General features: G+C 70.7%; 21 protein-coding genes. 11 read left to right on the top strand and 10 right to left on the bottom strand.

Annotated elements, in window-relative coordinates; all coding sequences use genetic code 11:
* Positions 1-88: 88 nt before the first annotated feature.
* From ACZ44S_RS31220 to ACZ44S_RS31200, 5 genes are all read left to right on the top strand, one after another.
* Positions 89-1,264, top strand: coding sequence for a sensor histidine kinase (locus ACZ44S_RS31220; protein WP_466934885.1), 1,176 nt, complete (start codon positions 89-91; stop codon positions 1,262-1,264).
* Positions 1,261-1,926, top strand: coding sequence for a response regulator transcription factor (locus ACZ44S_RS31215; RefSeq protein WP_466934882.1), 666 nt, complete (start codon positions 1,261-1,263; stop codon positions 1,924-1,926). The genes ACZ44S_RS31220 and ACZ44S_RS31215 overlap by 4 nt, the downstream gene beginning before the upstream one ends.
* A gap of 85 nt (positions 1,927-2,011) precedes the next feature.
* A complete protein-coding gene (locus ACZ44S_RS31210) occupies positions 2,012-2,950 on the top strand; it encodes an ATP-binding cassette domain-containing protein (RefSeq protein ID WP_466934879.1) in 939 nt (312 codons plus the stop codon).
* On the top strand, positions 2,947-3,711 hold the full coding sequence (locus tag ACZ44S_RS31205; protein ID WP_466934876.1) for an ABC transporter permease subunit: 765 nt from the start codon (positions 2,947-2,949) through the stop codon (positions 3,709-3,711). The genes ACZ44S_RS31210 and ACZ44S_RS31205 overlap by 4 nt, the downstream gene beginning before the upstream one ends.
* Positions 3,712-3,930: 219 nt before the next feature.
* Positions 3,931-5,043 (top strand): PP2C family protein-serine/threonine phosphatase, encoded by a 1,113-nt coding sequence (locus ACZ44S_RS31200; RefSeq protein ID WP_466934873.1) that lies wholly within the window; start codon positions 3,931-3,933, stop codon positions 5,041-5,043.
* Positions 5,044-5,945: 902 nt separating this feature from the next.
* On the opposite strand, the gene ACZ44S_RS31195 is transcribed toward ACZ44S_RS31200, so the two are convergent.
* From ACZ44S_RS31195 to ACZ44S_RS31170, 6 genes are all read right to left on the bottom strand, one after another.
* Positions 5,946-7,640, bottom strand: coding sequence for a BCCT family transporter (locus tag ACZ44S_RS31195; protein WP_466934870.1), 1,695 nt, complete (start codon positions 7,638-7,640; stop codon positions 5,946-5,948).
* 216 nt (positions 7,641-7,856) lie between these two features.
* The gene (locus tag ACZ44S_RS31190; RefSeq protein WP_466934867.1) at positions 7,857-8,117 is read right to left on the bottom strand and encodes a YbhB/YbcL family Raf kinase inhibitor-like protein; all 261 of its coding nucleotides are present in this window, start codon (positions 8,115-8,117) and stop codon (positions 7,857-7,859) included.
* Positions 8,118-8,285: 168 nt separating this feature from the next.
* Positions 8,286-8,477 (bottom strand): hypothetical protein, encoded by a 192-nt coding sequence (locus ACZ44S_RS31185; RefSeq protein WP_466934864.1) that lies wholly within the window; start codon positions 8,475-8,477, stop codon positions 8,286-8,288.
* Between the two features lie 272 nt (positions 8,478-8,749).
* A complete protein-coding gene (locus ACZ44S_RS31180) occupies positions 8,750-10,036 on the bottom strand; it encodes a cation:proton antiporter (protein ID WP_466934861.1) in 1,287 nt (428 codons plus the stop codon).
* A 527-nt stretch (positions 10,037-10,563) separates the two neighbouring features.
* Entirely contained in the window at positions 10,564-10,866 is a 303-nt protein-coding gene (locus ACZ44S_RS31175; RefSeq protein ID WP_466934858.1) for a hypothetical protein, read from the bottom strand.
* Positions 10,867-10,902: 36 nt separating this feature from the next.
* Complete coding sequence (locus ACZ44S_RS31170) at positions 10,903-11,328, bottom strand: Rid family hydrolase (RefSeq protein ID WP_466934855.1); 426 nt, start codon at positions 11,326-11,328, stop codon at positions 10,903-10,905.
* 128 nt (positions 11,329-11,456) lie between these two features.
* Between ACZ44S_RS31170 and ACZ44S_RS31165 the strand changes: the two genes are divergently transcribed.
* On the top strand, positions 11,457-11,966 hold the full coding sequence (locus tag ACZ44S_RS31165) for a MarR family winged helix-turn-helix transcriptional regulator (protein WP_466934852.1): 510 nt from the start codon (positions 11,457-11,459) through the stop codon (positions 11,964-11,966).
* Positions 11,967-11,997: 31 nt separating this feature from the next.
* Here ACZ44S_RS31165 and ACZ44S_RS31160 read toward each other — a convergent pair whose 3' ends face one another.
* Positions 11,998-12,576 carry a Dps family protein gene (locus ACZ44S_RS31160; protein ID WP_466934849.1) on the bottom strand — a complete coding sequence of 193 codons (579 nt, stop codon included), beginning with the start codon at positions 12,574-12,576 and terminating at the stop codon, positions 11,998-12,000.
* 240 nt (positions 12,577-12,816) lie between these two features.
* Here ACZ44S_RS31160 and ACZ44S_RS31155 point away from each other — a divergent pair, with 240 nt between their 5' ends.
* Entirely contained in the window at positions 12,817-13,695 is an 879-nt protein-coding gene (locus tag ACZ44S_RS31155; protein ID WP_466934846.1) for an ABC transporter substrate-binding protein, read from the top strand.
* Between the two features lie 57 nt (positions 13,696-13,752).
* On the opposite strand, the gene ACZ44S_RS31150 is transcribed toward ACZ44S_RS31155, so the two are convergent.
* Both ACZ44S_RS31150 and ACZ44S_RS31145 read right to left on the bottom strand, forming a co-directional pair.
* On the bottom strand, positions 13,753-16,533 hold the full coding sequence (locus ACZ44S_RS31150) for a SpoIIE family protein phosphatase (RefSeq protein WP_466934844.1): 2,781 nt from the start codon (positions 16,531-16,533) through the stop codon (positions 13,753-13,755).
* 77 nt (positions 16,534-16,610) lie between these two features.
* Positions 16,611-19,325 carry an nSTAND1 domain-containing NTPase gene (locus tag ACZ44S_RS31145; protein WP_466934841.1) on the bottom strand — a complete coding sequence of 905 codons (2,715 nt, stop codon included), beginning with the start codon at positions 19,323-19,325 and terminating at the stop codon, positions 16,611-16,613.
* A gap of 384 nt (positions 19,326-19,709) precedes the next feature.
* Here ACZ44S_RS31145 and ACZ44S_RS31140 point away from each other — a divergent pair, with 384 nt between their 5' ends.
* From ACZ44S_RS31140 to ACZ44S_RS31125, 4 genes are all read left to right on the top strand, one after another.
* The gene (locus ACZ44S_RS31140; protein ID WP_466934838.1) at positions 19,710-20,156 is read left to right on the top strand and encodes a peptidase inhibitor family I36 protein; all 447 of its coding nucleotides are present in this window, start codon (positions 19,710-19,712) and stop codon (positions 20,154-20,156) included.
* A gap of 196 nt (positions 20,157-20,352) precedes the next feature.
* On the top strand, positions 20,353-21,237 hold the full coding sequence (locus ACZ44S_RS31135; RefSeq protein ID WP_466934836.1) for a hypothetical protein: 885 nt from the start codon (positions 20,353-20,355) through the stop codon (positions 21,235-21,237).
* 269 nt (positions 21,238-21,506) lie between these two features.
* Positions 21,507-21,890, top strand: coding sequence for a hypothetical protein (locus ACZ44S_RS31130; protein ID WP_466934833.1), 384 nt, complete (start codon positions 21,507-21,509; stop codon positions 21,888-21,890).
* 137 nt (positions 21,891-22,027) lie between these two features.
* Complete coding sequence (locus ACZ44S_RS31125) at positions 22,028-22,195, top strand: hypothetical protein (RefSeq protein ID WP_190163222.1); 168 nt, start codon at positions 22,028-22,030, stop codon at positions 22,193-22,195.
* Positions 22,196-22,402: 207 nt separating this feature from the next.
* On the opposite strand, the gene ACZ44S_RS31120 is transcribed toward ACZ44S_RS31125, so the two are convergent.
* Complete coding sequence (locus ACZ44S_RS31120; protein WP_466934831.1) at positions 22,403-23,005, bottom strand: DUF2867 domain-containing protein; 603 nt, start codon at positions 23,003-23,005, stop codon at positions 22,403-22,405.
* Positions 23,006-23,100: the final 95 nt, after the last annotated feature.

Raw genomic sequence — 23,100 nt, 5'->3', positions numbered from 1 at the left:
GGATCCCTGCGCCGGCCGGGTCCCCGGGTGGCGACGCGTACTCCCGCGGTCGTACGCGTCCGTCGCGAAAGGCTCATACCGTGAGCCTGTGAGCCGTTCCGTCCTCAGGCGTCGCCGACGCGTCCCGTGGCCCTTGCCGCCGCCGCTGGCGGATCTGATGATCGCGGCCGTCGTCGCGGTGCTCACCGGTTCGGACGCGGCGGCCAACGACACCGCCCACCGGCAGGCCGACCACGTGACCTGGCTGCTGTTCGCGGTCTCGGTCGGTGCGCTGCTGGTGCGCAGCCGGTGGCCGGTGGCAGTCGCATGCGTCACCGGGGCGGCCTGCGCCGGGTGGACGTTGTACGGGCACATCGGCGAGCTGCTGAACCTGCCGGTGATGGTCGCGCTGTACACCGTTGCGGTCCAGGGAAACCGGACGCGGACCGTCCGTGCCGGTGTCGTCGCCGCCCTCGTCTCAGGGATCGTGTCGCTCATCGCAGGCATCGACGTGGCGCCGCAGCCGCGGGGGGCGCCGTTGCTGGAGATGCTGTGGCCGTTGGTGCCGCTGCTGCTGGGCGAGGTCGTGCGTGGCCGGCGGGAAGAGGTGCGCGTGTACGCGGACCGGGCCGCGCGGGCGGAGGAGGAGCGGGAGCGGGAGGCGCAGCGCCGGGTGGAACAGGAGAGGGTGCGGATCGCAAGGGAGCTGCACGACGTGGTGGCGCACACGGTGTCGGCGATGACCGTGCAGGCCGGCCTGGCGCTGGACGCGTTCGACACGAAGCCGGAAGTGGCGCGGGCGGCGATGCGGCAGGTACGGGCGTCCGGCAAGGAGGCGGTGGGGGAGCTGCGGGCCACCGTGGGCGTGCTCCGATCGGAGCGCGGAGCGCTGACCGGCCCGGCACCGCGGCTGGAGGAGTTGACGGAGCTGGTGGAGCGGGTGCGGGCGACGGGCCTGGAGGTGACGCTGCGCGTGGACGCCGGGAAGCTGCCGCAGGTGGTGGAGCTGGCGGCGTACCGGATCGTGCAGGAGGCGCTGACCAACGTGATCAAGCATGCGGAGGCGCGGCACGCGGAGGTGTCGGTGGCCCGCGACGGAGACCGGCTGAGCGTGGAGGTCGTCGACGACGGGACCACGGCAGACGGGCCGGGCGACGGCTTCGGACTCATCGGCATGCGGGAGCGGGCCGCCGCCGTGGGCGGCCGCATGGAGGCGGGGCCGGTTCCGGGCGGTGGCTGGCGGGTGCGGGCGCAGCTGCCCGCGGGCGGGGGAGGAGCGGGATGATCAGGGTGCTGCTGGCCGATGACCAGACCGTCGTACGGGCGGGCTTCCGCGCCTTGCTCGACCTGACCGACGACCTGGTGGTCGTCGCGGAGGCCGCGGACGGGGTGCAGGCGGTGGAACTGACCCGTACCACCCACCCCGACGTGGTGCTGATGGACATCCGCATGCCCCGCGCCGACGGCCTCGAGGCGACCCGCCGTATCGCGGCCACCCCGGCCCTGGACGCCGTACGGGTGCTGGTGCTGACGACGTACGAGGCCGACGAGTACGTCTTCGAAGCCCTACGCGCCGGGGCGGCCGGCTTCCTGCTGAAGGACATCGACCCCGACGACCTGCGCACCGCGATCCGCACGGTCGCCGCCGGGCACAACCTGCTCGCGCCCGCCGTCACCCGGCGGGTGATCGAGGAGTTCACCCGCCTGAAGGCTCCCGGGGCCGAGGCACTGCGGCGACTGGATCCGCTGACCGAACGGGAGCGCGAGGTGCTGGCGCTGGTCGGTCGTGGGCTGTCGAACGAGGAGATCGGCGGACGGCTGCTGATGTCCCCGCTGACGGCGAAGACACACGTCAGCCGGGTGATGACCAAGCTGGCGGCACGGGACCGGGCGCAGCTGGTCGTGCTGGCGTACGAGACCGGGCTGGTGAGGGCGGGGGAGGGCTGACCGCTCCCCGGCTACTCCCGGCGGAGTAGCCGCCGACTCCCGGCGGCAGATGTTCCGCGCGTCCGTCCTCCGTAGCGTCGAGAACATGATCGAAGCACGGGAACTCACCAAACGATACGGCGGCAGGACCGCGGTGGACGCGCTGTCCTTCACCGTCCGGCCGGGACTGGTGACCGGCTTCCTGGGCCCGAACGGCGCAGGCAAGTCGACCACCATGCGTCTCGCCCTCGGCCTGGACACGCCGACCGCGGGGTCGGTCACGGTGGCCGGCCGCCGCTACGACGAGCTGGCCGCACCGCTGCGCGAGGTCGGCGCCCTGCTGGACGCGAGAGCCGTGCACCCGGGCCGCACGGTGCGCCGGCATCTGCTCGGGCTGGCCCGCTCCCACGCCATTCCGGCGCGCAGGGTGGACGAGGTGCTGGGGGCGGTGGGCCTGGAGGCGGCGGCGGACCGGCGGGCCAAGGGGCTGTCTCTCGGCATGGCACAACGGCTCGGCGTCGCCGCCGCGCTGATCGGCGATCCCGGCGTGCTGATCCTCGACGAGCCGGTCAACGGGCTGGACACCGAGGGCATCCGCTGGATGCGCACGCTGCTGAAGTCCCTGGCCGCCGAAGGGCGTACGGTCTTCCTCTCCAGCCATCTGATGAGCGAGCTGGAACTGACCGCCGACCGCGTCGTGGTGATCGGCCGGGGCCGTCTGCTGGCCGAGACGGACATGCGAGGCTTCATCGACGCCAATTCACCGGACTCCACGCTGGTGCGGGTCCCGGACGACGAGTCCTCCCGGATGCGCGCCCTGTTGGAGTCCCGCGGCGCCGGAGTGCGACCGGACGCGGGCGGTGGCTGGCGGGTGACCGGACCGACCGCCACGGTCATCGGCGAGCTGGCCCGCGAACACGGCCTCGCCGTGCACGAGCTCACTCCCTGCCGCTCCTCCCTGGAGGACATCTACACGGCCATGACGGGAGAAGCCGTCGAATACCGGGGGAGCACCGTCACCGACGACAAGGAGGTACCGCGATGACCACGGCTGCCACTTCGCCTCCCGGCTTCCGGGAGGCCCTGGCCTTCGAATGGACGAAGTTCACCGGCCTGCGCTCCACCGTGTGGACGACGGCTGCGATCGCCCTCGTGACGGTGACCGGTGCGGTGTTCGTGGGGCTGACCGACAGCCTCCAACCCGACGACACCGTCCTCGGCGGCAGCCTCACCCTCAGCGTGGTCGCACTGATGACCGCGGGGGTGGCGGGCGCGCTGGCGGTGTGCGGCGAGTACTCCAGCGGCACGATCACCGCGACCCTGTCCGCGGTGCCCCGCCGCGGGCGGGTGCTGGCCGCCAAGACCGCCCTGATGGCGGGGATGCTGTACGGAATCGGGCTGGTCTCGTGCACGGTGGCGTACCTGCTGGGCTCCGCCGTCCTCGACGGCACGCACCCGCAAGGGGATCCGCTGCCCGCACTCTTCGGCATCGCGGCGCTCTTCTCCGTCGTCGGTGCACTGGGGGTGGCCGTCGGGACGTTCGTGCGCCATCCGGCCGGTGCGGTCACCGCCGTGATCGCCGTGCTGCTGTTGCCGTCCCTGTTCGGACCGCTTCTGGGCGATCTGCAACGGTGGGTCGCCGGTGCCACCCCGACGGCCGCACTGGAGAAGCTCACGCAGACGTCCGACGCGAGCCCGGAGGCGGTCGGCAGCCTGGGCGCGTGGCCGTCCCTGGCACTGGTGGCGGGGTACACCGCCCTCGCCCTGACCGGAGCGGCCGTCGTCCTGCGGAGGCGTGATGCCTGAACGTCGCCGGCCCCTTGCCCGGCTCCTCGCGGTGCCGGTGAGTGCTGCGGTCCGCCCGGAGCCGTCGGCGCGGATGCCCCAGCCGCCGTTCGCGGGTGACGAGGCTTCCGTCTGTTGCTGTCCTACGGAGCCGGGACCCGTACGGTCGGCTGGTCGCGGGACACGGCCGCCTGCCCTGTCGCCGACCTGTGTCCGTGATATCCGGATACCATCACTTTCGTGATCCACTCAGCAAGGTTCCGGCGCCGTCATCGTCAGGGCGGTGGCCAGCGGGAGGCCGTACTGCTGTCACCAGTGATCGTCACCCTCTTCATCACCGGCCTGGCGGCCTCCACACCGAGGGAGATCGCCTTCAGCCGCCTGTTGCCCGCGGCACCCGCCCTCGCTGCCGCACTGTGGCCCGTGCTCCCGACGATCCTGCTGGGAACCTTCTGCCTGCTGGTCATGATCGGCCTCAGCTTCTTCTACTCCGATCTGGGCACGCCGTACACGGTCGCCGCCATCGTCGCCGTCACCCTGGCGGCTGCGTACGCGAGTCATCTGCGGCTCCAGCGTGAGGAGACACTCTTCCAGGTCCGGCTCGTCGCCGACGCGGCCCAGAAGGTGCTGCTGCGGCCGCTGCCGCACCGTGTGCAGGCCATCGAGATCGAGTCGCTGTATGTGGCGGCCCAGGAACAGGCACGGATCGGGGGCGACTTCTATGAGGCCGCCGACACGCCGTACGGCGTCCGGCTGCTCATCGGCGACGTGCGCGGCAAGGGCCTGTCGGCGGTAGGTGCCGCCTCCGCGGTGATCAACTGCTTTCGGGAGAACGCGTACGACCAGCCCGACCTCAAGGCCGTCATCCGTCGGCTCCAGATCACCATGGCGCGCTACAGCGCCGGGGTCCCCGCCGTCGACCAGACGGAGCACTTCGCCACCGCCCTCATCGCCGAAATCCCCCACAGTAGCGGACACGTCAGAATTCTCAACTGCGGTCACCCGCCCCCGGTGTTCCTGCGCGACGGAGAGATCCAGGTCCTCGAGCCCACCCTCACCTCGACCCCCCTCAATCTCTCGGCTCTGCTGGGAGACCACTACTACGTGGACACCGTCTCCTTCCTGCCGGGCGACCAGATGCTGCTCTACACCGACGGCGTGACGGAGACCCGCGACCGAGCCGGCAGGTTCTTCCCCCTGGCGGCCTGGGCGCGGCAGCACGACCGGACGCCGCCCCGCGAACTGCTGGACCGGCTCCACGAGGACCTGCTCCACTACGCGCGCGGCAGGCTCGACGACGACATCGCGGCCCTGGCCGTGCGCCACCGGCACACGACGGGTGTGGAGCAGTAGCTCCACCTCGATCCGATGCCTGAGCGGATCGGTCCGGCGAGTCCGCGGTGATCGTCGACGACCACTTCGGTTTCGTCGAGCTGACGGGCTCATGGCAGTCGCGCACCCACCCCCCACCTCGTGCGCGACGACCTGCTGCCGCAAGCCCACGACCGCCTCCGGTGCCGCGCGGGAGACCAGCCCTGGCCCACCGGGATCTCGTGGAGTGGGCCGGCTGCACCCGGGCCGGAAGGAGTCGGCCGACCGGGTGAGGGATCCGCGAAAGGTGGTGCCGACGCGACGGGAAACGACCTGACCACGGCGTGGTTGAGGCCGTGAAGCGGTGCAAGCAGTACGCCGTAGCCGCCTCCGGACAGTGGACCGACGAGGAGGACGGCCGTCGCAGGCTGCCGGCCGGCGAGGTGCCACAGCGTTGTCCAGAGTGAGCGCCACTCCGCCCAGGCCGGGGCGTTCGGGATTCGGGCACCCCGCAGCCGTACGGTCCCGTGCGCAGTGAACCGGTCCGAGAAAGTCGATCGTCGAAGAGTGCGCCCCGCATGCGCAGCTGCCTGGCAACTGTGCACCCATGAGGCGGACTTCGCCGTGCGCGACGAATCGGTCCGCGCAGTAGACGCCGCCCTCCGTGACCAGTCCGCCGGCGGACACCGCCCATTCCCGTCCGCTCCGGGCCCCACTGTCCACCCTCGATGACACGGTCGCGCTCACGCACACCCGTGCGTAGATCAACGTGACCTCCCCCGGGTCAGCCGTCCCACAGCTCTCGCTCTGATGAAGTCAACTCGTCGTATGAGAGCTCGCATTGCAGAGTAGTGATCTTCCTTCGCTCCGCGACAGGAGATCCGGGTCGCCCAGCGGGTCCCGGGCCGGGCGATGGTTCCGCAGGGGGCACGCGGGGGCGAGTGTCACGCCCTGTCGTCGGAATCCGTGCGGGACTTCGCCGCCCGTCGCAGCCGGTGGTGGCGTGCCCGGCCCTGCTCCGTGACGACGTCGCCGACCATGGTCCGTACGACGTCCTGCAGCCCGTGCAGTGCGTGGTGGCGGGCAGGACCCGCGGCAGGGTCCTGCCGCAGTTCCCGCAAAAGCGCCCAGCAGAGCAGCAGCATGACGACGACGAACGGCAGCGCCACCAGGATCGTCGCCGTCTGCAGCGAGTCCAGTCCGCCCACCACCAACAGCACCGCGGCCACCGCCGCCATCAGCACGCCCCATGCCACGACCAGCCACGACGGCGGGTGCAATGCCCCGCGGCTGGTCAGGGAGCCCATGACCAGTGACGCCGAGTCGGCGCTGGTGATGAAGTAGGTCATGACCAGGATCATCGCGATGAACGACGTGACCGTGCCGATCGGCAGCGCGTCCAGCATCGCGAACAGTGACGCCTCTGCGCCGTCCTCCACCGCGCCCGCGAGGTCCGCCCTCCCGGTCGACTCGAGCCGGAGCGCCGAGCCCCCCATCACGCAGAACCAGACGACGGTCGCCCCGCTCGGCACCAGCAGCACGCCGACGAGGAACTCGCGGACGGTCCGGCCGTGCGAGATGCGGGCGATGAACGTCCCCACGAACGGCGCCCACGACAGCCACCAGGCCCAGTAGAAGATTGTCCAGGCGCCCAGCCAGGCGTGGTCGGAGAAGGCGCCCGTCCGCGTGGCCATGGGCAGCAGGTTCTGCAGGTAGCCGCCGACGGACGCCGGGATCGTGTCCAGGACGTAGACGGTCGGGCCGAACAGGAAGACGAACACCATCACCGCCGTCACGAGCACGATGTTCAGCGTCGACAGCCACTTGATGCCCCGGTGCAGACCGGAGAAGGCCGAGACGACGAACGCCGCCGACAGTGTCGCGATGACGACCAGCTCCGTGGTCCGGGAGACGCTCACCCCCACTGTGAGGTCGAGGCCCTCGGCCACCTGCAGCGCACCCAGACCCAGGCTCGTCGCCGTACCGAACACGGTGGCGAAGACGGCGAGCAGGTCGATCGCCCTGCCCTGCCAGGACTCCGCGCGCCGGGCACCGATGAGGGGTACGAACGCGGCGCTGAGCCGATTGCCGCGGCCCTTGCGGAACACCGCGTAAGCGAGGGCGAGTCCCACGATTCCGTAAATCGCCCACGGGGTGAGCGTCCAGTGGAAGAACGAGTACTCCAGGGCCGTGCGCGCCGCCGCGCCGGACTCGGGGCGCACGCCGCTCGCCGGGGGCGGTGCCAGGTAGTGCGTGAGCGGCTCGCCCACCCCGTAGAACATCAGTCCGATGCCCATGCCGGCGCTGAACATCATGGCGATCCAGGCGACGTTGCCGAACTCCGGGGCGGAGTCGTCCTCGCCCAGTCTGATGCGGCCGAACCTGCTGAAGGCGATCACCAGACACAGGACCAGGAACACGTCCGCGGCGACCACGAACAGCCAACCGAAGTTGTCCAGGACCCACGACAGGCTTGTGGAGGAGGCGCTGTCGAAGGACTCCTCGCCGAGCCAGGCCCACAGAACCACGACGGCGACGACGACCATGCCGACACCGACGAGGAGTCGGTCGGGCGCGCCGGTGACGGGACTGGTTGGCGTGGCCCCGGACTGAGGCCGGTCGATCGGTTCCATGCTCATGAAGTCCCACTATGAGACGCGTGCCATCACGGTATCGGGCGGCACGCCGCTCGTGCGGCCGAGAAGTATGCGCGGCGCAGTGGCAAAGTGTCGGCGTACGTGCCGACCGTACGACCAGGGTGGATGACGTCCTGGACCGCGGCTGCCGGGCACACCGGCGCCTGTACGACGAAGGGCCCCGACGGCGCTGGGGAATCAGTCCGAAGCGCTCGTGGATCAGTACAGGCCCACGAGAGCCCCGTGACCGACGCACTGTCGGTCCAGCACCTCACGAGCCGAGTCCGCCGTCGCGTCATGCCGGATCGACACCGGGGCCGGGAGGGCGCAAAGGCGAAAGGCGTAACGGCGTGGCCCGTCGGCCGGCGCCGGGCCGGCCCAGCCGTTCCTGCCGGCGCTGTTGCGGTGTTCATGACTGCCCGGGTTGTCCGTAACGGCCGGGAGTCCGCTTCGGCGGGGATCGATGCCGGTCACGACCATGGGGAGTCCGGTACCCGGGCCGACTCGGCGTCGCTGTCACTCAGACGCTCGGAGTTCAGGGCGTCAACCGCTGCGCGTGCCCCGCCGTGGGGTGCATAGTCCACCGCCACGAAATTGACCAGCCTGCCGCGGCGCCGCTCGCAGGCGTGCACGCGGTCCAGCACGTACTCACGGGAGTTGACCTTGCCGGTCGTCCAGCCGTCGTCCGCCGTCGGCCGTGACCGGCCACGCTCGGTCGGGGTCCCGGTCCGGTTCGTGGAGCAGATCGGTCAGGCCGGCCTGTTCGCAGGGGCTCGCCGTCTCCTGCGGGCAGGGACCGTACCAGTGACGGATGGCGAAGAAGTGCCTCCATGACCCCATTCTCGACGAAGCCCCATCAGACCCGCCCGGCGGCGCAACGAAGCATGGGCCGGCCACGATGCCGCATCGGTGTCGTCCCGCCCCGACGGCAGTTCTTCCGGGACACTTGCGGCGTCCGTCGCCGTGGTCGGGCCGTTCACCAACTCCGAGCCGGGTGAGCGGCCCCAGCCGAGACCGTCTCCACCCGTGCCACCGCCGGCCGGGGCCGGTTCGTCCGCGGGCCAGGTAGTGCCTGCGTGCCGACCGGGCCGAATGTTCGCAGTCGGCGCTGCTCAGTCCGCGTGGGGCCGGCCGCGGCGGCTGCCGGCCTTCGTGCCGCCGCTCCTCTCGTCCTCCGCGGTGGGAGGCAGGCAGCGCCGTGGCTTCTTGTCGTCATCGGGAAGGCCGATCAGTTCCTCGACGTCGAAGATCCGTGCGATCGGGACGTCCGTACTGCTGTGGGCGACGATGGAGAAGGCGATGGTGACGGCGATCAGGGTGAACGCCTCCTCACCCTGCGGGATGCCGGCCTGGAGTACAAGCAAGCCGTAGACCACCGAGGCGAATCCCTTGGGCCCGAACCACGCCGCCGTGAGCTTCTCCTTGCGGTTGAAATCGGTGCCCACCAGGGACAACAGCAGCGTAGCCGGGCGGATGAGAGCGATGGACAGGACCGCCACCGCGTAGCCGCCGATCGACAGATCACCGAAGAGGTGCGGGGTGAGCAGCGCGCCGAAGACCAGCAGCGCCGCGAACTTGGCCAGCTCCGCCAGAGCTCCTCCCAGTGGCTCGAAAGCGTCCTTGGCCTGCGGTGCGAGGGCGGCGATCACCGCGCCCGCGGAGAAGGCGGCCAGATAGGGGTTGGCGTGGGTGAGGTGGCAGGCGGCGTACAGAATGACTCCGACCGCCAGCGGCAGCAGGGGTTGAAGCGAGGGCTCGGCGCCCAGCAGGCGGAACCGGACCAGCCAGTGCACGAGCAGCGGCAGGGCCACGCCGAAGAGGAGCCCGAGGAGGAGTTCACCGGCGATCGAGCTGAAACCGACGTCCTCGGCGTGGCCGGCGGGTGCGGCGGCCGCGATGAGGACGAGGACGAACGGCAGTGCCAGCCCGTCGTTGACGCCGCTTTCGATGTTGAGCAGTTGCCGCAGCCGGGCGGGGACCTCTTCACGGCCCACGATGGCCGAGGCGAACACCGGGTCCGTGGGGGCCAGCACCGCGCCGACCAGAAAGGACGTCATCCAGTCAAGGCCGACCAGGAAGTGTGTCAGCAGCGCGACCCCGAGGAAGGCCAGCGGCATGCCCAGCCCGAGCGCACGGGCCGGGTTGCGCCAGGACCGGCGCAGGGCGGGGAAGGACACGTGCATGCCGTCGGTGAACAGCACCGCGAAGAGCGCCAGGTCCGCCGTGACCCTGACGATCTCGCTGTTCGGAGTGATGTGGATCAGGCCGAGGAAGCCGTCACTGACGAGCGCGCCGCCCACCAGGAACAGCAGCGAGGTGGAGAGCACCGACCGGGCGGCCAGCCCGGACAGCAGTACAGCCACCAGCAGCGCCACTCCGAAGACGATGACGAGTACCACCTGAAACGCTCCCCGCTGTGTCGACCAGCCCTTCGACGCCGGCCCCGGACAGCAGGCGCCCCCTGCCCCGCTCTTGCCACGGCCCGAGCCCGGTATGCGTACCCGTCGAGGAGCCGCTCATGACACAGTGCCGTCCGCATCTCTGCACCCAGGACGTGGGACCGCACGAGCGTCGTCGTCGGTCCGCAGCCTGCCGTGGCCCGCCGACGGGGACCTTGCGACGACGGTCGTACGGCGACGACGGTGGTGACGGCGCAACGCAGTTGTGCGCACAAGACCTCCAAGTCCGGCGATCCGCCCCGAGGTTGACCACTGCTCTCGCCGACTCAAGCCGCTCTGGTGTTCGAGCTTGTGCGAGCCCGTGTACGTCCAGGTCAGCAGGGGGAATCGCCATGACCACAGCACCGCCCATACCGCCGGCATCGACGCGGCCGCCTTCGTGGCGGCGCTCCGGCGCCTCAGGCGTGGACGGGACTCGGCTACCGCCAACTGGAACGCAGCGCGGCACGGGAGGGGCACAACCTGCCCTACTCCACCGCGGCGACCCTGCTCGGCAGGGACCGGTTGCCCCGCGCGGAGTTGGTCGAGGCGTTCGTCGCGGCCTGCGGGGTGAGGGAGGACGAGGCGGAGACGTGGCTGGACGCACAGGTGACCATCTCGTGCGGCCGGCCCGTCGAGACCCCGGCCGCGACACGAACAGCGGGCGCCGACAGCCTCGTTCGGCGCTCGCCGCAGCCGCGGCACTGGCCGTCGCACTCCTCGGCGGGGCTTCGGCGGCCGGAGTTCTCACGGACGATGCCGAGGTGGAGCAGACGCGGACGTCGCTGCACCTGCCGCACTCATGACCGACTACCCGCCGGAATCCCTCAGTTCGCGGAGCCGACGACGGCGGTGACGCGGATCTCCACACGCATGGCGGCGAGGCCCAGAACCGTGACTCCGGTCTCGGTCCAGATCGGCGCGCGGCCGCCGAGGCGACGGCGGAACTGTTCGGCCATGACCCTGTTGTGGTCCTCGCCGATGACGTCGTCCCCCGGAGAGACCTTGTGGTAGGAGTTGACGTGGATCACGTCCTTCCACGTCGCGCCGACCGTGGCGAGTGTGCGCTCCACGTTGTCGAAGGCCTGGATGATCTCCTCTTCGAGTGAGTCGGGTATGACCAGGTCGTCGTCCACCCCGGCCTGGCCGGAGATCTCGACACGGTCGCCGACGCGGACGGCGCCGCTGTAGCCGAGGGCCTCGTGCAGCTTCTCGCCGAAGCCCGGGGTGATGCCGAAGGTGACGGTGCTCATGATGCTTCCTCTCCCGTCCATGGGGGTGCGTTTCGCCTCTGAATGACTTCACGCGTAAAGTGACGCTAACAAGCGATGACTTCAAGCGCAAAGTGATGGCCGCTTCCGCAGGAGGGACGGGAAGAACCATGAGCAACACGGGAGGGCCCTTGAGCGGGACGGGCGAGGACCAGGGCGACGAGGAGCTGTGGTGGCTCGACGAGCAGGAGAAGGCCGCGTGGACGGGGCTGATCTCCCTGGTCCTGCTGCTGCCCGGCAAGCTGGAGTCGCCGCTGCGGCAGGAACACGGTCTCACTCTGTTCGAGTACCTCGTGCTCAGCCACCTCTCCGAGGCCCCGCAGCGCAGGCTGCGGATGGGAGAGCTCGCCTTCCTCGCCAGTGGGTCGCTCTCCCGCCTCTCCAACGTCATCAAGCGCTGTGAACAGCGCGGCTGGGTCGTACGGTCGCCCGACCCGGCCGACGGCCGCTACACCCTCGCCGAGCTGACCGGCGCAGGTTTCGACGTCGTCGACCGGGCAGCGCCCACCCATCTGCGCTCCGTACGGCGCATCGTCCTCGACTCGCTCGACACCACCGACCAGAAGGCCCTCACCCGCATCGCGGAAAAGCTCCGCATCGTCCCCGACGACTTCGGCTGACCCGCCCGAGCCGCGGGCCGCTCCCGGCAGGTCAGGGCTGATCGCGCGCCTGGTCCGCGGCCTGCTCGGCGGCCCGGCTCTCCGTTGTGGCGCCGCGAGTGCTGAGCGTGCCGCCGCTGGACTCCAGGTGCGCCCGCACGAACCACTGGAACAGCTCCAGGCCCCGCAACTGCTCGATGAGCATGTCCTGGGTCACCGGGTCCGACGCCTCGGTGGCGTGCATGGCCTCGCGGTGGTCCTTGATCACACCCGTGTAGACGAGGTCCAGGGCCCCGAGGTGCTCGATGGCTTCGGCCAGGCCGATCGAGTAGTCGTCCCACGTGCGCTCGTCGACCAGCGCACCGGGCGTTCCCTTGGGCTCACCGCCCAGGGTGGAGATCCGCTCGGCGATGTCGTCGGTCATGGACCGCACCTGGTCGACCTGAGGGTCGAGCATCTCGTGGACCGCGATGAAGTGCGGGCCGACGACGTTCCAGTGGATGTGCTTCAACGTCAGATGAAGATCGTTGAGCGCGTGCAGGCGCTTCTGCAGCAACGTCACGATGTGGCTGCTGTCCTGCCTGCTCATTCCCGGCACGGTGTACGAGAGGTCGGAACCCTGTGAGGGCACGGCGTCACTCCTCTGATCGTCATACGCGGTCCTGGACACCACAGCAGGCCCGGGGAGCTGCGTCGCGGGGCCGCGCCCGACAGCCTCCTGACTGTCACCGGAGCGGAGCACCCCGCCGGGGTGCGGGTGCGCGCCGGCCGGACACCGCGCCGTGAAACCGGCCCACGTGGCTCCGGCAGCCGTATGGTTCGGGATGATTTATGGTGACTCAAGGAGTCGGTTCCTACCGGAGGTGCAATGATGCGCGCCGCGGCAGCGATCGTCTCCAGGGCTGTCGGCGTGGCGCTCCTCCTCGTGACTCCGGCCTGCGACCAGGGGGAGTCGGAGTCGCCGAACGTCAAGTACGGTGACTGCGCGGTCTCCGGGCAGTACGGCGAGTTCGAGCTGTCACCCGTGACGGCGGGCGCCCTCACGGTCAGGACGACTCTGCCGGCCCCCGGCTGGTGGAACGGCGAAACGCCGGACTCCATCACGAGCGGCTACGAGTACTGCATGGCGGCCAATATCGCCTACCGGTCCGGACTCGACCGGGTGGCGGTTCAGAACGCCCCCTTCCCTGAGGTCGTGTCCGGCCGGACCAAGGACTTCGACCTGGCCCTCGCCCAGATCACGATCACTCCGGAACGGCGCGAGGTCGCCGACTTCTCCCCGCCCTACCTCTCCTCGACCCTGGGGCTGCTGATCAGGGACGGTGAGAAGATCAACGAGGACAACATCCGCGACGTCCGCATCGGCGTGGCCGAGGGCACCACGGGCGAGGAGTTCGTCGACGACCGCATCAGGCCGACCGAGCCCGTGACCGCGTTCGCCAACGACCCGGAGATGGTGGAGGCGCTGCGGCAGGGGCGGATCGACGCCGTCGTGCACGACACGACGATCCTGCTGGCGTACCCGCAGAAGATGGAGGACAAGGTGCGCCTCGTGGGCCAGTACCGGACCGGCCAGAGCTACGGCGCCCTGTACCCGAAGGGGTCGGCCGAGAAGGAAGAACTGGACCGGATCATCCAGCAGCTGATCGACGACGGGACGCTCACCAAACTGTCGGCCGTCTATCTCGGGGCGGCCTTCGGCCAGGACCCGGTCAAGATCCCGTACCTCAGGGTCGACGACGGCTCCTGACCGCGCCGGAATGCGGCACCGCCGGCATCGGCGACGGCCCGGTGCCCCTGTTCCGCCTCACAGGTCCGCCATCAGGAGACCGCTCAGATCCCCCGCGGCACCGGCGTCCAGCGCCTGCTCGGCCCAGATGATCTTGCCTCTGTCGGTGTACCGGGTGCCCCAGCGGCGCGACAGCTGCGCCACGAGGAACAGACCGCGGCCGCCTTCGTCGGTGATGGCTGCGCGGCGCAGGTGCGGAGAGGTGCTCGTGCCGTCGCTGACCTCGCAGATCAGGCTGTCGCCGTCACGCAGCAGCCGCAGGCCGATGGGGCTCGCTCCGTAGCGGATGGCGTTCGTGACCAGTTCGCTGAGGATCAGCTCGGTCGTGAACGCCACCTCGCCGAGCCCCCAGGACTCCAGCATGCCGGTGGCCTCGGCGCGGATCCGGGAGACGGCGGCGGGGTCGTCGGGCACCTGCCACTCCCCGACCTGCCCCGGGTCCAGCAGTCGGGTGCGAGCGACGAGCAGGGCGATGTCGTCGCTCGAGCCGGTGCGCAGCATCGCGTCGAGCACCGCCCGGCAGGTGTGGTCCGGGGTGGCGCCGTCCGTACGGGCCAGTGCCTCCCTCAGCATGCCGAGCCCGACGTCGATGTCACGCCCCCGGGCCTCGACAAGGCCGTCGGTGTAGAGGACCAGCCGGCTGTCGGCGGCCAGCCGGAGTTCGGCCGTCTCGACCGGCAGACCTCCTCCCACCCCGAGCGGCGGGGCGACCGGGATGTCGGGGAAGGTCACGGAGCCGTCGGGGGACACCAGCGCCGGGCCCGGATGGCCGGCCCGGGCGAAGACACACCCTCCGGACACCGGATCGTAGACGGCGTACAAGCAGGTGGCACCGGTGACGGTCTCGGTGTTTCCCTCGGCTGCCGCGTCCTGGTCGATCCGGGCGATCAGGTCGTCCAGGTGCGCGAGAAGCTCGTCCGGGGACAGGTCCAGGGAGGCGAAGTTGTGTACCGCGGTTCTCAGCCGGCCCATCGTCGCCGCTGCGTGCAGTCCGTGTCCGACGACGTCGCCGACCACGAGAGCCACCCGCGCCCCCGGCAGCGGGATGACGTCGTACCAGTCGCCGCCCACGCCCGCCTGCGCGGGAAGGTACCGGTGCCCGACCTCCAGGGCGGACAGCTCGGGGAGCGTGCCGGGCAGCAGACTGCGCTGGAGCGTGACGGCCGTGGTGTGCTCGCGGGTGTAGCGGCGCGCGTTGTCGATGCACACGGCCGCCCGGGCGGCGAGTTCCTCGGCGGGGGACAGGTCGTCCGTCTCGAAGGGGTCCTGCTCCGAACGCCAGAACTCCACGACGCCCAGCAACTGGCCACGCGCCTGGAGCGGCACCGAGATCATGGAATGGATGCCGTACTCGATGACCTTGCGGGTCTGCTCCGGGTCCTGGGCGCGCCATTCGTCGGCCATGGCGAGGTGCGGCACGAGGACCGGCCGACCGGTGGTCATACCGACGGACACGGGGTTGTCGGGCACGTAGTGCAGAGGCGTCCCGACGGGGTTGAGGGGTGCCTCGTCCCGGATGCCCGCGGCTGCGATGCGGCGCATCTCCATCCGCGCCCCCGTCGGTTCACCGCCCTGCAGCACGGGCTCGACCAACTCGACCGTGGCGAAGTCGGCGAAGCGGGGCACCGCCACCTCGGTCAGCTCCTCGGCGGTGCGCTTGATGTCGAGGGTGGTGCCGATCCGCGTGCTGGCCTCGTAGAGCAGTTGCAGGCGCCCGCCCGCCACCTCCGCCCGGCCCGCGAGGGCACGCAGCTCCGTGGTGTCCCGCAAGGTGGCCACGACACCCCCCTTCGGGCCCACCGGCCGCAGGCTGACCGCGAGCAGGAGGTCCCCGGCGAGGAAGACCTTGTCGGTGACCGCCCGGCCCGATTCCAGCAGCCCGGCCAGGGCCGGACTCAGCCCGAGCGCGGTCACCGGCCGGCCCTCGGCCTGTGCCGGCAGCGCGAGCAGCCGGCGCGCCTCGTCGTTGACCAGCAGCAGCTTTCCGTCGCCGTCCAGGATGATCACGCCTTCACGGACCGCGTGCAGCACCGCGTCGTGATGCTCGTACATGCGCGTCATCTCCACCGGCAGCAGCCCTCGGGTCTGCCGCCGCAGACGCCCGCTGACCAGTGCCGACCCGCCCGCGGCCAGCAGCAGCGCGACACCGCCCGCGGCGAAGATCACCGGTAGCTGGTGTTGCACCACACTGGTCACCTTGTCCACCGTGACCCCCACGGTGACGAGGCCGACGGCGGTCCCCTCCTCGTCGAAGACGGCCACCGTCGAGTCGACCGCCTTCCCCAGGCTGCTGTCGAACGTGGTCTGGTGGGGTTCGCCTTCCAGCGCCTCGCCGTAGGAGGCGGAGACGTGCTCCCCGATCTGGTCCGGATCGGGGTGGGTCCAGCGGAAGCCGTAAGGGCTCAGCGCCACGACGTAGTCGACGCCCGTCGCCTTGCGCACCTGCTCGGCATGGGGCTGGAGTGCCGCGGTCGGGTCGTCGCTCCGCATCGCCTCGGCCGTGCCCGGCGCTTTCGCGAACGACTCGGCCACCGCCAGCGACCGGTCGCCGGCCTCTTGGGTCGCGGTGTTGCGGTCCTGGATCACGAGCGCCACGACGGCCGTGGCGATGAGCAGCAGGACGACCGCCAGTTGCAGCAGAAAGACCTGACCGGCGACGCTGCGCGGCCTCAGCAAGGACAGGATGCGCCGGTCGGCCGCACGGCGACGCGCCTCCGGGCCGGTTTCCGGCGGCCCGGCCTTCGGCGGCACTCGGGCGTCCCGGCGGCCCATCGGGACGTATTGCCGAAGTTTGCCCATTTGTCCAGTATCGGTGACCGGTGCACGGTCCTCTCACCGCGGAGTCGATTCCCCTGCGGTGTGCGCCGCGCGGCGGCTCACGCGCGGCGCGGGCACGGAGGGGCGTAGTCGAGGCGGGGGAAATGGCGGGCCCACTGGTCGCGGCGGATGGAGGTCCGGATGCGGTCGCAGGCGTCGGCGAGCGCCCGGTCCAGGTCGGTGTACCAGATCTGGACGCTGTAGTGGGCCGTCACGGTGAGGAAGGTACTGTTCGCCGCGAGGGGACGCACCTCCTTCACCGTCCCGCCGGGGTTGGTGAGGTGGGCCAGGTGGGCGGGGCGCGCGCGGTCGGTCACGTCCCATACGTTCACCGCGCCGTCCACGCCGACCGTCACCGCCGTGCGGCCGTGCGGGGCGAAGGACACGCCGGTGACGATATCGGCGTGCCTCGCCAGCTCACCCAGTTCCCGGTGCCGGGGGAGGGCGCTGATGTCCCACAGCTTCGCCGTACGGTCGTCGCTCCCGCTCAGCAGCGTACGGCCGTCCGGGCTGAAGGCGAGGGCGTCCACGAAATGCCGATGGCCTTCGAGGACGGCAACGGGGACGGCGTGGTGCGGGTCGGTCACGTCCCAGATGCGGACGTCGCGGTCGTCGGCGCCCGATGCCAGAGTCCTCCCGTCGGGGCTGAACGCCACCGGTTTGACGTTCCCCTCGTGCCCGGTGAGTGTGTCCAGCATCCGAGGGCGGGCCGGGTCGGTGAGGTCCCACAGGCGGATGGTGTCGTCATAGCTGCTGGTGGCGGCCATGCGGCCGTCGCGGCGCACGGCGATCGAGTAAAGGGGGCCGGAGTGGCCCGTGGGCCGTTCCGACAGCAGGACCGGATGCCGCGGGTCGGTCACGTCCCACAGCCGGAGCACACGGTCGACGCCCGTCCCCGCAAGCGTGTCGCCGTCCCCGGTGAACTCGATCGCGTTCAGGCCGACTCCGTCCGCGTCGAGGGCGCCGAGCCGACGGGGCAGTCGCGGATCGCTCACGTCCCACAGGACGACGCGCGAGCCGTCGGCCATGGCCAGCGTGCGGCCGTCGGCCGTCACGGCCGGCGCGTGCCCGACCGGGGTGTGCTCGGCGGGAGCCTGCCCGGCCGGCCGGGATCCCAGCGTCCTGGAGCCCATCGACGCCACGGACAGCGTGCTGAGCAGGGCGTCCCGGGTACGCCCCTGCGGGGACTGGTGGTAGGCGGCCAGGGCGATCTGCAGCGCCAGGGACGGACTGTTCCGGCTGAGCCGCACGGACTCCGCGGCGGCCCGCAGGGCCACGGCCTCGTTGCGCTGCCGCGTGACGGTGTCCTGCGCCCGTACGGCGAACACGGCGGCGGTCACCGCACACAGCAGCAGCACGACCAGGGCCCCGGCCAGTCGGCGCAGCCGGCGCAGGCGGCGGCGGTCCCGCTGCTCCGCCTGCTTCACCGCCGCGTCACCGGCCTCGAGGAAGGCGCGTTCCCGGGCGGTCAGCACCCGGGGCGGGAGTTCCCTGGCGGCGGCGAGGCGCGCCCCGCGGTAGAGGGTGTCCGGATCGCGGTCCATGGACTCCCAGAGGGCCGTGGCCTCCGTGAGTGCGCGATGCAGGCGCTCCTGGCCGCGGTCCTCCTCCAGCCACCTGGCGAGCCGGGGCCAGCACCGGATCAGCGCCTCGTGGGCGATCTCCACGTGGTCGCGGTCGGCGGTCAGCAGCCTCGCCCTGGTCGCCTGTTCGAGGACGAACCCGGTGTCGGGGCCACTGTCGAGTTCCTGGCGCGGCACACGGCGCTTGGTGTCCTCGGTGCCCTCGCCCAGCGCGACGAGCCGCACGAACAGCCGCCGTGCGGCCTCCTGCCCGCCCTCGTCCAGGGCGCCGTACAACTCCTCGGCGGTCTGGGTGAGCGCGCCCTCGAATCCGCCCGCGGCGCGGTAGCCGGCCAGCGTGAGGGCGTTGCCCCGCCGTCGCTTCCAGGTCTCCAGCAGCGCGTGCGACAGCAGGGGCAGCGCCCCGGGCCTGCCGTGGGCGTCGGCCGTGAGGGAGGTCAGCAGAGCACCCTCGACGGTGAGTCGGCAGCGGGCGGCGGGCCGGACGACGGCGGCCCGCAGCTCCTCGGCGGTCATCGGGCCGACGGAGTGGTGGGCGCGGGGCAGAGCCTCGGCGAGAACGGGCAGCCGTGTGCAGTGCGTGTAGAAGTCGGACCGTACGGCGACGGCGACCCGCGTCCGGCTGTCGGGTGTCTGTGCGGCGTGCACGAGGGCGGCGACGAACCGCTCCCGCTCCCGCGCGTCGCGGCAGAGGGTGAACAGTTCTTCGAACTGGTCGACGACCACCAGCAGTTCCTCCGGTGCGGTCCCTGTGTCCTGCCGCCCGGCGAGGATCCGCCGCACCATCCGGTGGAAGGTGTCCGGCTCGGCAGCGAGTCCGGCGTGCACGGGTCCGGGAGCGGTGCCGGCGCGAGCCGCCAGCCGTGAGCCGCATTCCTCCAGCGGGTGTGCGCCGGGCGTGAAAACCAGCGCGGAACCATCGGGAAAGGCGGGAATCACGCCGGCGCGCAGTACGGACGACTTACCGGACCCGGATGCCCCGAACAACACGAGAAGCCTTTTTTCCTTCAGGTGTTCGACGAGGGCGGCGGTGAGTTTCTCGCGGCCGAAGAAGAATCCGGCGTCGGCCTCCCCGAATGGGAACAGGCCGGCATAGGGAGGCTTCGTGCCACCGTTTTTCCGCTTCTCCGTATCGGTGTCGGGCGACGCGTCCGCACCGCTGCATGCGTCGGCCGTCCGCTGCCAGATCACCTTCCATTCCCGCTCGTCACCCCCGCAGGCGCGAACGTAGGCAAGGGTGACCGCCAGGCTGGGAAGTTGCCGTCCCGACGCGGCAGAGGACAGCGTCGCGATCCCGTAGTGCGCCCGCTGCGAGAGGTCCCGGTAAGTGGGACGGCCTGCGTCTTCCCGCAGTTTCCGCAAACGGGCCGCGAATTCGAACAGAGGACCGCCTTCCGGGTCCAGAGGAATCTCTCCCCGTGGCACGCACCGCCCCTTTCACGCATCCCCATCGGATTGTTCGGCATCCGTTTGTTCACCGTCGGACCGCCGGACCTGAACAACAGATTAGCGGCTACAAACGGTGCATCAGGTCCCGCAATCAGGACCGGACAACGAACGGAAAAGAGGAATCGCATGAGGAAGCCCAAGCGCGTCATCGGGACGGTGCTGGCCTCACTCGCCCTGGCAACCACCGCCCTCGCCACGGCCGGCCCCACGCATGCGGAGACGTCGGAGGCGCGGTCCCGGGCGGTGACGGTGGGTTCGGCCACGGACACCACGAACGCCGTCGACACCACGAACGCCGTCGCCCTGCCGCACTGCGCCGTCGGCAGGATCTGCATGTGGTCGGAGGCCAACTTCCAGGGCAAGCGCTACGACTGGAGCCCCGACCAGGGGAATGTCTTCCTCGGCAGCCACGGGCTCGCCGACAAGGTCGCTTCGTTCGTCGCCTCGGTCAGGGGCTGCTTCCAGGACTCGCCGCCGCCGGACCCGGCCACCACGCGCCCGGTCAACCCGGGCGACTTCAGCTCGAACTACGACTTCGGCCGCCGGGTGGACCGGGTCAAGCCGGTCTGCTGAGCGCCGAGCGCACAACGCGGGCGCACCCGACGCCGCGGGCCCGGCCCGCGTAGGCCGCCTCGCCCGCAGCACCCGCTGTCCGTCCCCACGAAGCCCGTGGGGACGGACAGCGGGCCCTGAGTTCCACGTCCGCGGACTCACGGGCTGATCCGACGCCCGTCGGAAACACTCACGCACGGAAGGAAACACACCCACCATGACCATGCCCACCTTCGCCCACCGCACCCCCCACCGTTCCGCAGCGCGGTCCGCCGCCCTGCGCCGGCTGCTGCCGGTGCTCGCCCTGACCTGCCTCGCCGCGGGCGGCGTCGCGGTGCCCGACCACGCCGCGGCGGCACCGACGCACATCGGCGCCACGGGCGTGCAGGCCGCCGCGTCGTTCCCCACGTGGGGGACACGCTGGGTCGTCCACGCCACGCCCGACATCGACTCGCCCGCCGTGGGCATGATCAACCGGACCACCGCCGGTCAGGACCGGATCACCGCCGACTACCAGGTCGACACCGGGCGCCGGGTCTGCGAGGGCAGCGCCTGCTCCACCTTCATGGCCCACATCACCCGGCCCGTCACCGGCTTCCTCACGGTCGTCGCGGTGGACATCCCCGAGGACCGCCTGCCGGGCGTCCCCGTGCAGGCCGGACAGCCCGACCCCCAGCCCGCCTCGCGGCAGCGGACTCTCCAGCGCGCCGCGACCTGGCTCACGGCGAACAACGGACGCCCGGTGCCCTACGCCCAGGACAAGTACTGGCGGGACGGCTACCGGCAGGACTGTTCCGGCTACGCCTCCATGGCGTTGGGCCTGCCCGCACCCGGACCCAACACCCAGGGTCTGGCCGGCAGCAGGCACACCCGCCCCATCGCCATGAACGAGCTGCAGCCCGGTGACCTCGTCATCGACGCCATCGGTGACAACAACACCCGGCACGTCGTCATCTTCGAGAAGTGGAACGACGCGGCGCACCGCTCCTACACGGCATACGAACAGCGCAGCGTGCACGGCACGAGCCACCGCACGGTGACGTACGGACTGGCGGCGGGCAGCGAGTACAAGGCCTACCGCCCGCTGCAGTACGGCAACTGACACGTCATCGGCATGTGTGCCCCGCCTCTCCGGCGGGGCACACAGATGTGCCGCAGGGTGACCCGCGCGGTCGGGACCCCTCCCAGGCAGGTCCCGCTACAAGGCAGGCCATGAAACGACCCGTGCTCCTGGCCGCTGCCGTAACCGTGCTGACCGTAGGCGGCTGTTCCGATGGCGGCGGCTCCGTCAGCGACGACAGGTCTGCGGCCACACCGTCGTCCACACTCACGTCAGGCGAACGCTTGTCCCCCACGCCGAGTCCGAACGGCATGAGCCCTACCCCGAGGGATGTCGGCGTTGAGGACCTCACCGGGGGCTGGATGCCCATCGGCTCGAACGACGGTGTCTACACCCTCATCATCGACAAGGACGGAGACGCCGACTCGGTCGGCAGCCCCGACCCCCACTCCATTGGTGGGAACAGCGAACTCTGCTTCGGCTCCCTCAAGGGCGAGAGTCGGCTCAGGTTGGAGTTGGACTGCCACACCACCGACGATCTCAAGGGCTCCGGAACCCCGTACCGAGGCACGGTCGCCGTCGAGGCCCCCAAGTCGAAGAGTTCCTTCATGGACTGCAGCAAGGGCCCGGGCGTCTTGGTCATCACCTGGGAAGGCGGAGATCAGGATGCCCTGTGCTGGATCGGTGACGCCTGACACCACCGCAGATGTGGGGAAGCGGGACAGGTTGTGGTCCGCCTCCCGCAGGCCGGCGGTTCCGCAGAGTCCTTGTACGTCTGCGGGGACGATGGCCGGGCATACGGGTTCACATCCCCTTGAGAGGAGCTCGTTTCATGCTCGGCATAGTTGCGGCGGTGTTGTTCTTCGTTGCGTTCCTCATCAACGCGGCGGATCTCAGCACCAACGATGTGTTCTCATCAACGAACGTGATGCTGCTCGGACTCACCGCTCTGGCCCTGCACGTCGCCGGGATCGGCAGCGGCCGGCCCCGCAGACGCTGATCCCGCTTTCGCGATCCCGGGCTGTCACTGTCGCCGTTCCCCACCACGACTCGTGCGACGTGTTGCGGCAGTTGACCGCCTGACCTCGGCCACCACCGGCGCGGCGTCCCCGGATCTCCCGGGCCGCCGCGCCGGCGGCTGTGCCGAGTCCTCCTCGACGGGCCGGGAGCGCTGTTCCGGGGTGCCCCTGTTTCGGCCATGCGCGAGTCAAGTAGGGCGTGCCGTGTTCTCCTGCCACTCCCGGCCGATCGACCGCAGCAGGGCCGGATACACCCCCAGGTACCGGAAGGGTTTGATGCCGAGCATGTACAGCGAGCCGAGGCGGCCGTTGGGCTTGACCAGCACGGCCATCTGGCCGCGGTAGCCGCCACTGCCGTCGGGGACCCAGCCGATGTGCATCACCCCGTGCATCGTCTTGTTGGCGTACTCGGCGGCCCACTCGTCGTGTGTCTGGAAGACCGATGTGAAGGGCGCCGAGCTGAGGTCGGGCCCCCGCGGTCCCTCGCGAAGGTCGTCCGGCAGTCGGTCGCGCAGCGTCGCCACCCTGCCGCCGACGCCCGAGCCGGGCTTGTCCCAGCCGAGCAGCGCGCCGAGCTTCCAGCGCACCGCGAAGAGGAAGCGGCCCACGGGGTTGCCGCCGTCCGGGCCGTCCTTGCCGCCCGCCATTTGCCGCACCAGGTGGTGCAGGTCGTCCGGGCCGCCCGGTGTCGGCAGTGCCCACACATCCTCCAGCCGGAAGTCGGCGGCGACCTCGTGGATCCGCCAGGGGCGGGACGTGTGGTCGGTCGAGGGAAGGCGCAGATCGCTCATGGCAGGCCCTGTCTATACGGTGGCGTATAGATCGAGCATAGACCCGTCTGTACGGCGCCGTATACTCGCTCGGGAGATGTGAGGGGAGACACGGC

The sequence above is a fragment of the Streptomyces malachitofuscus genome (assembly GCF_055571035.1).
This window is presented reverse-complemented; position numbering and strand designations above follow the sequence as displayed.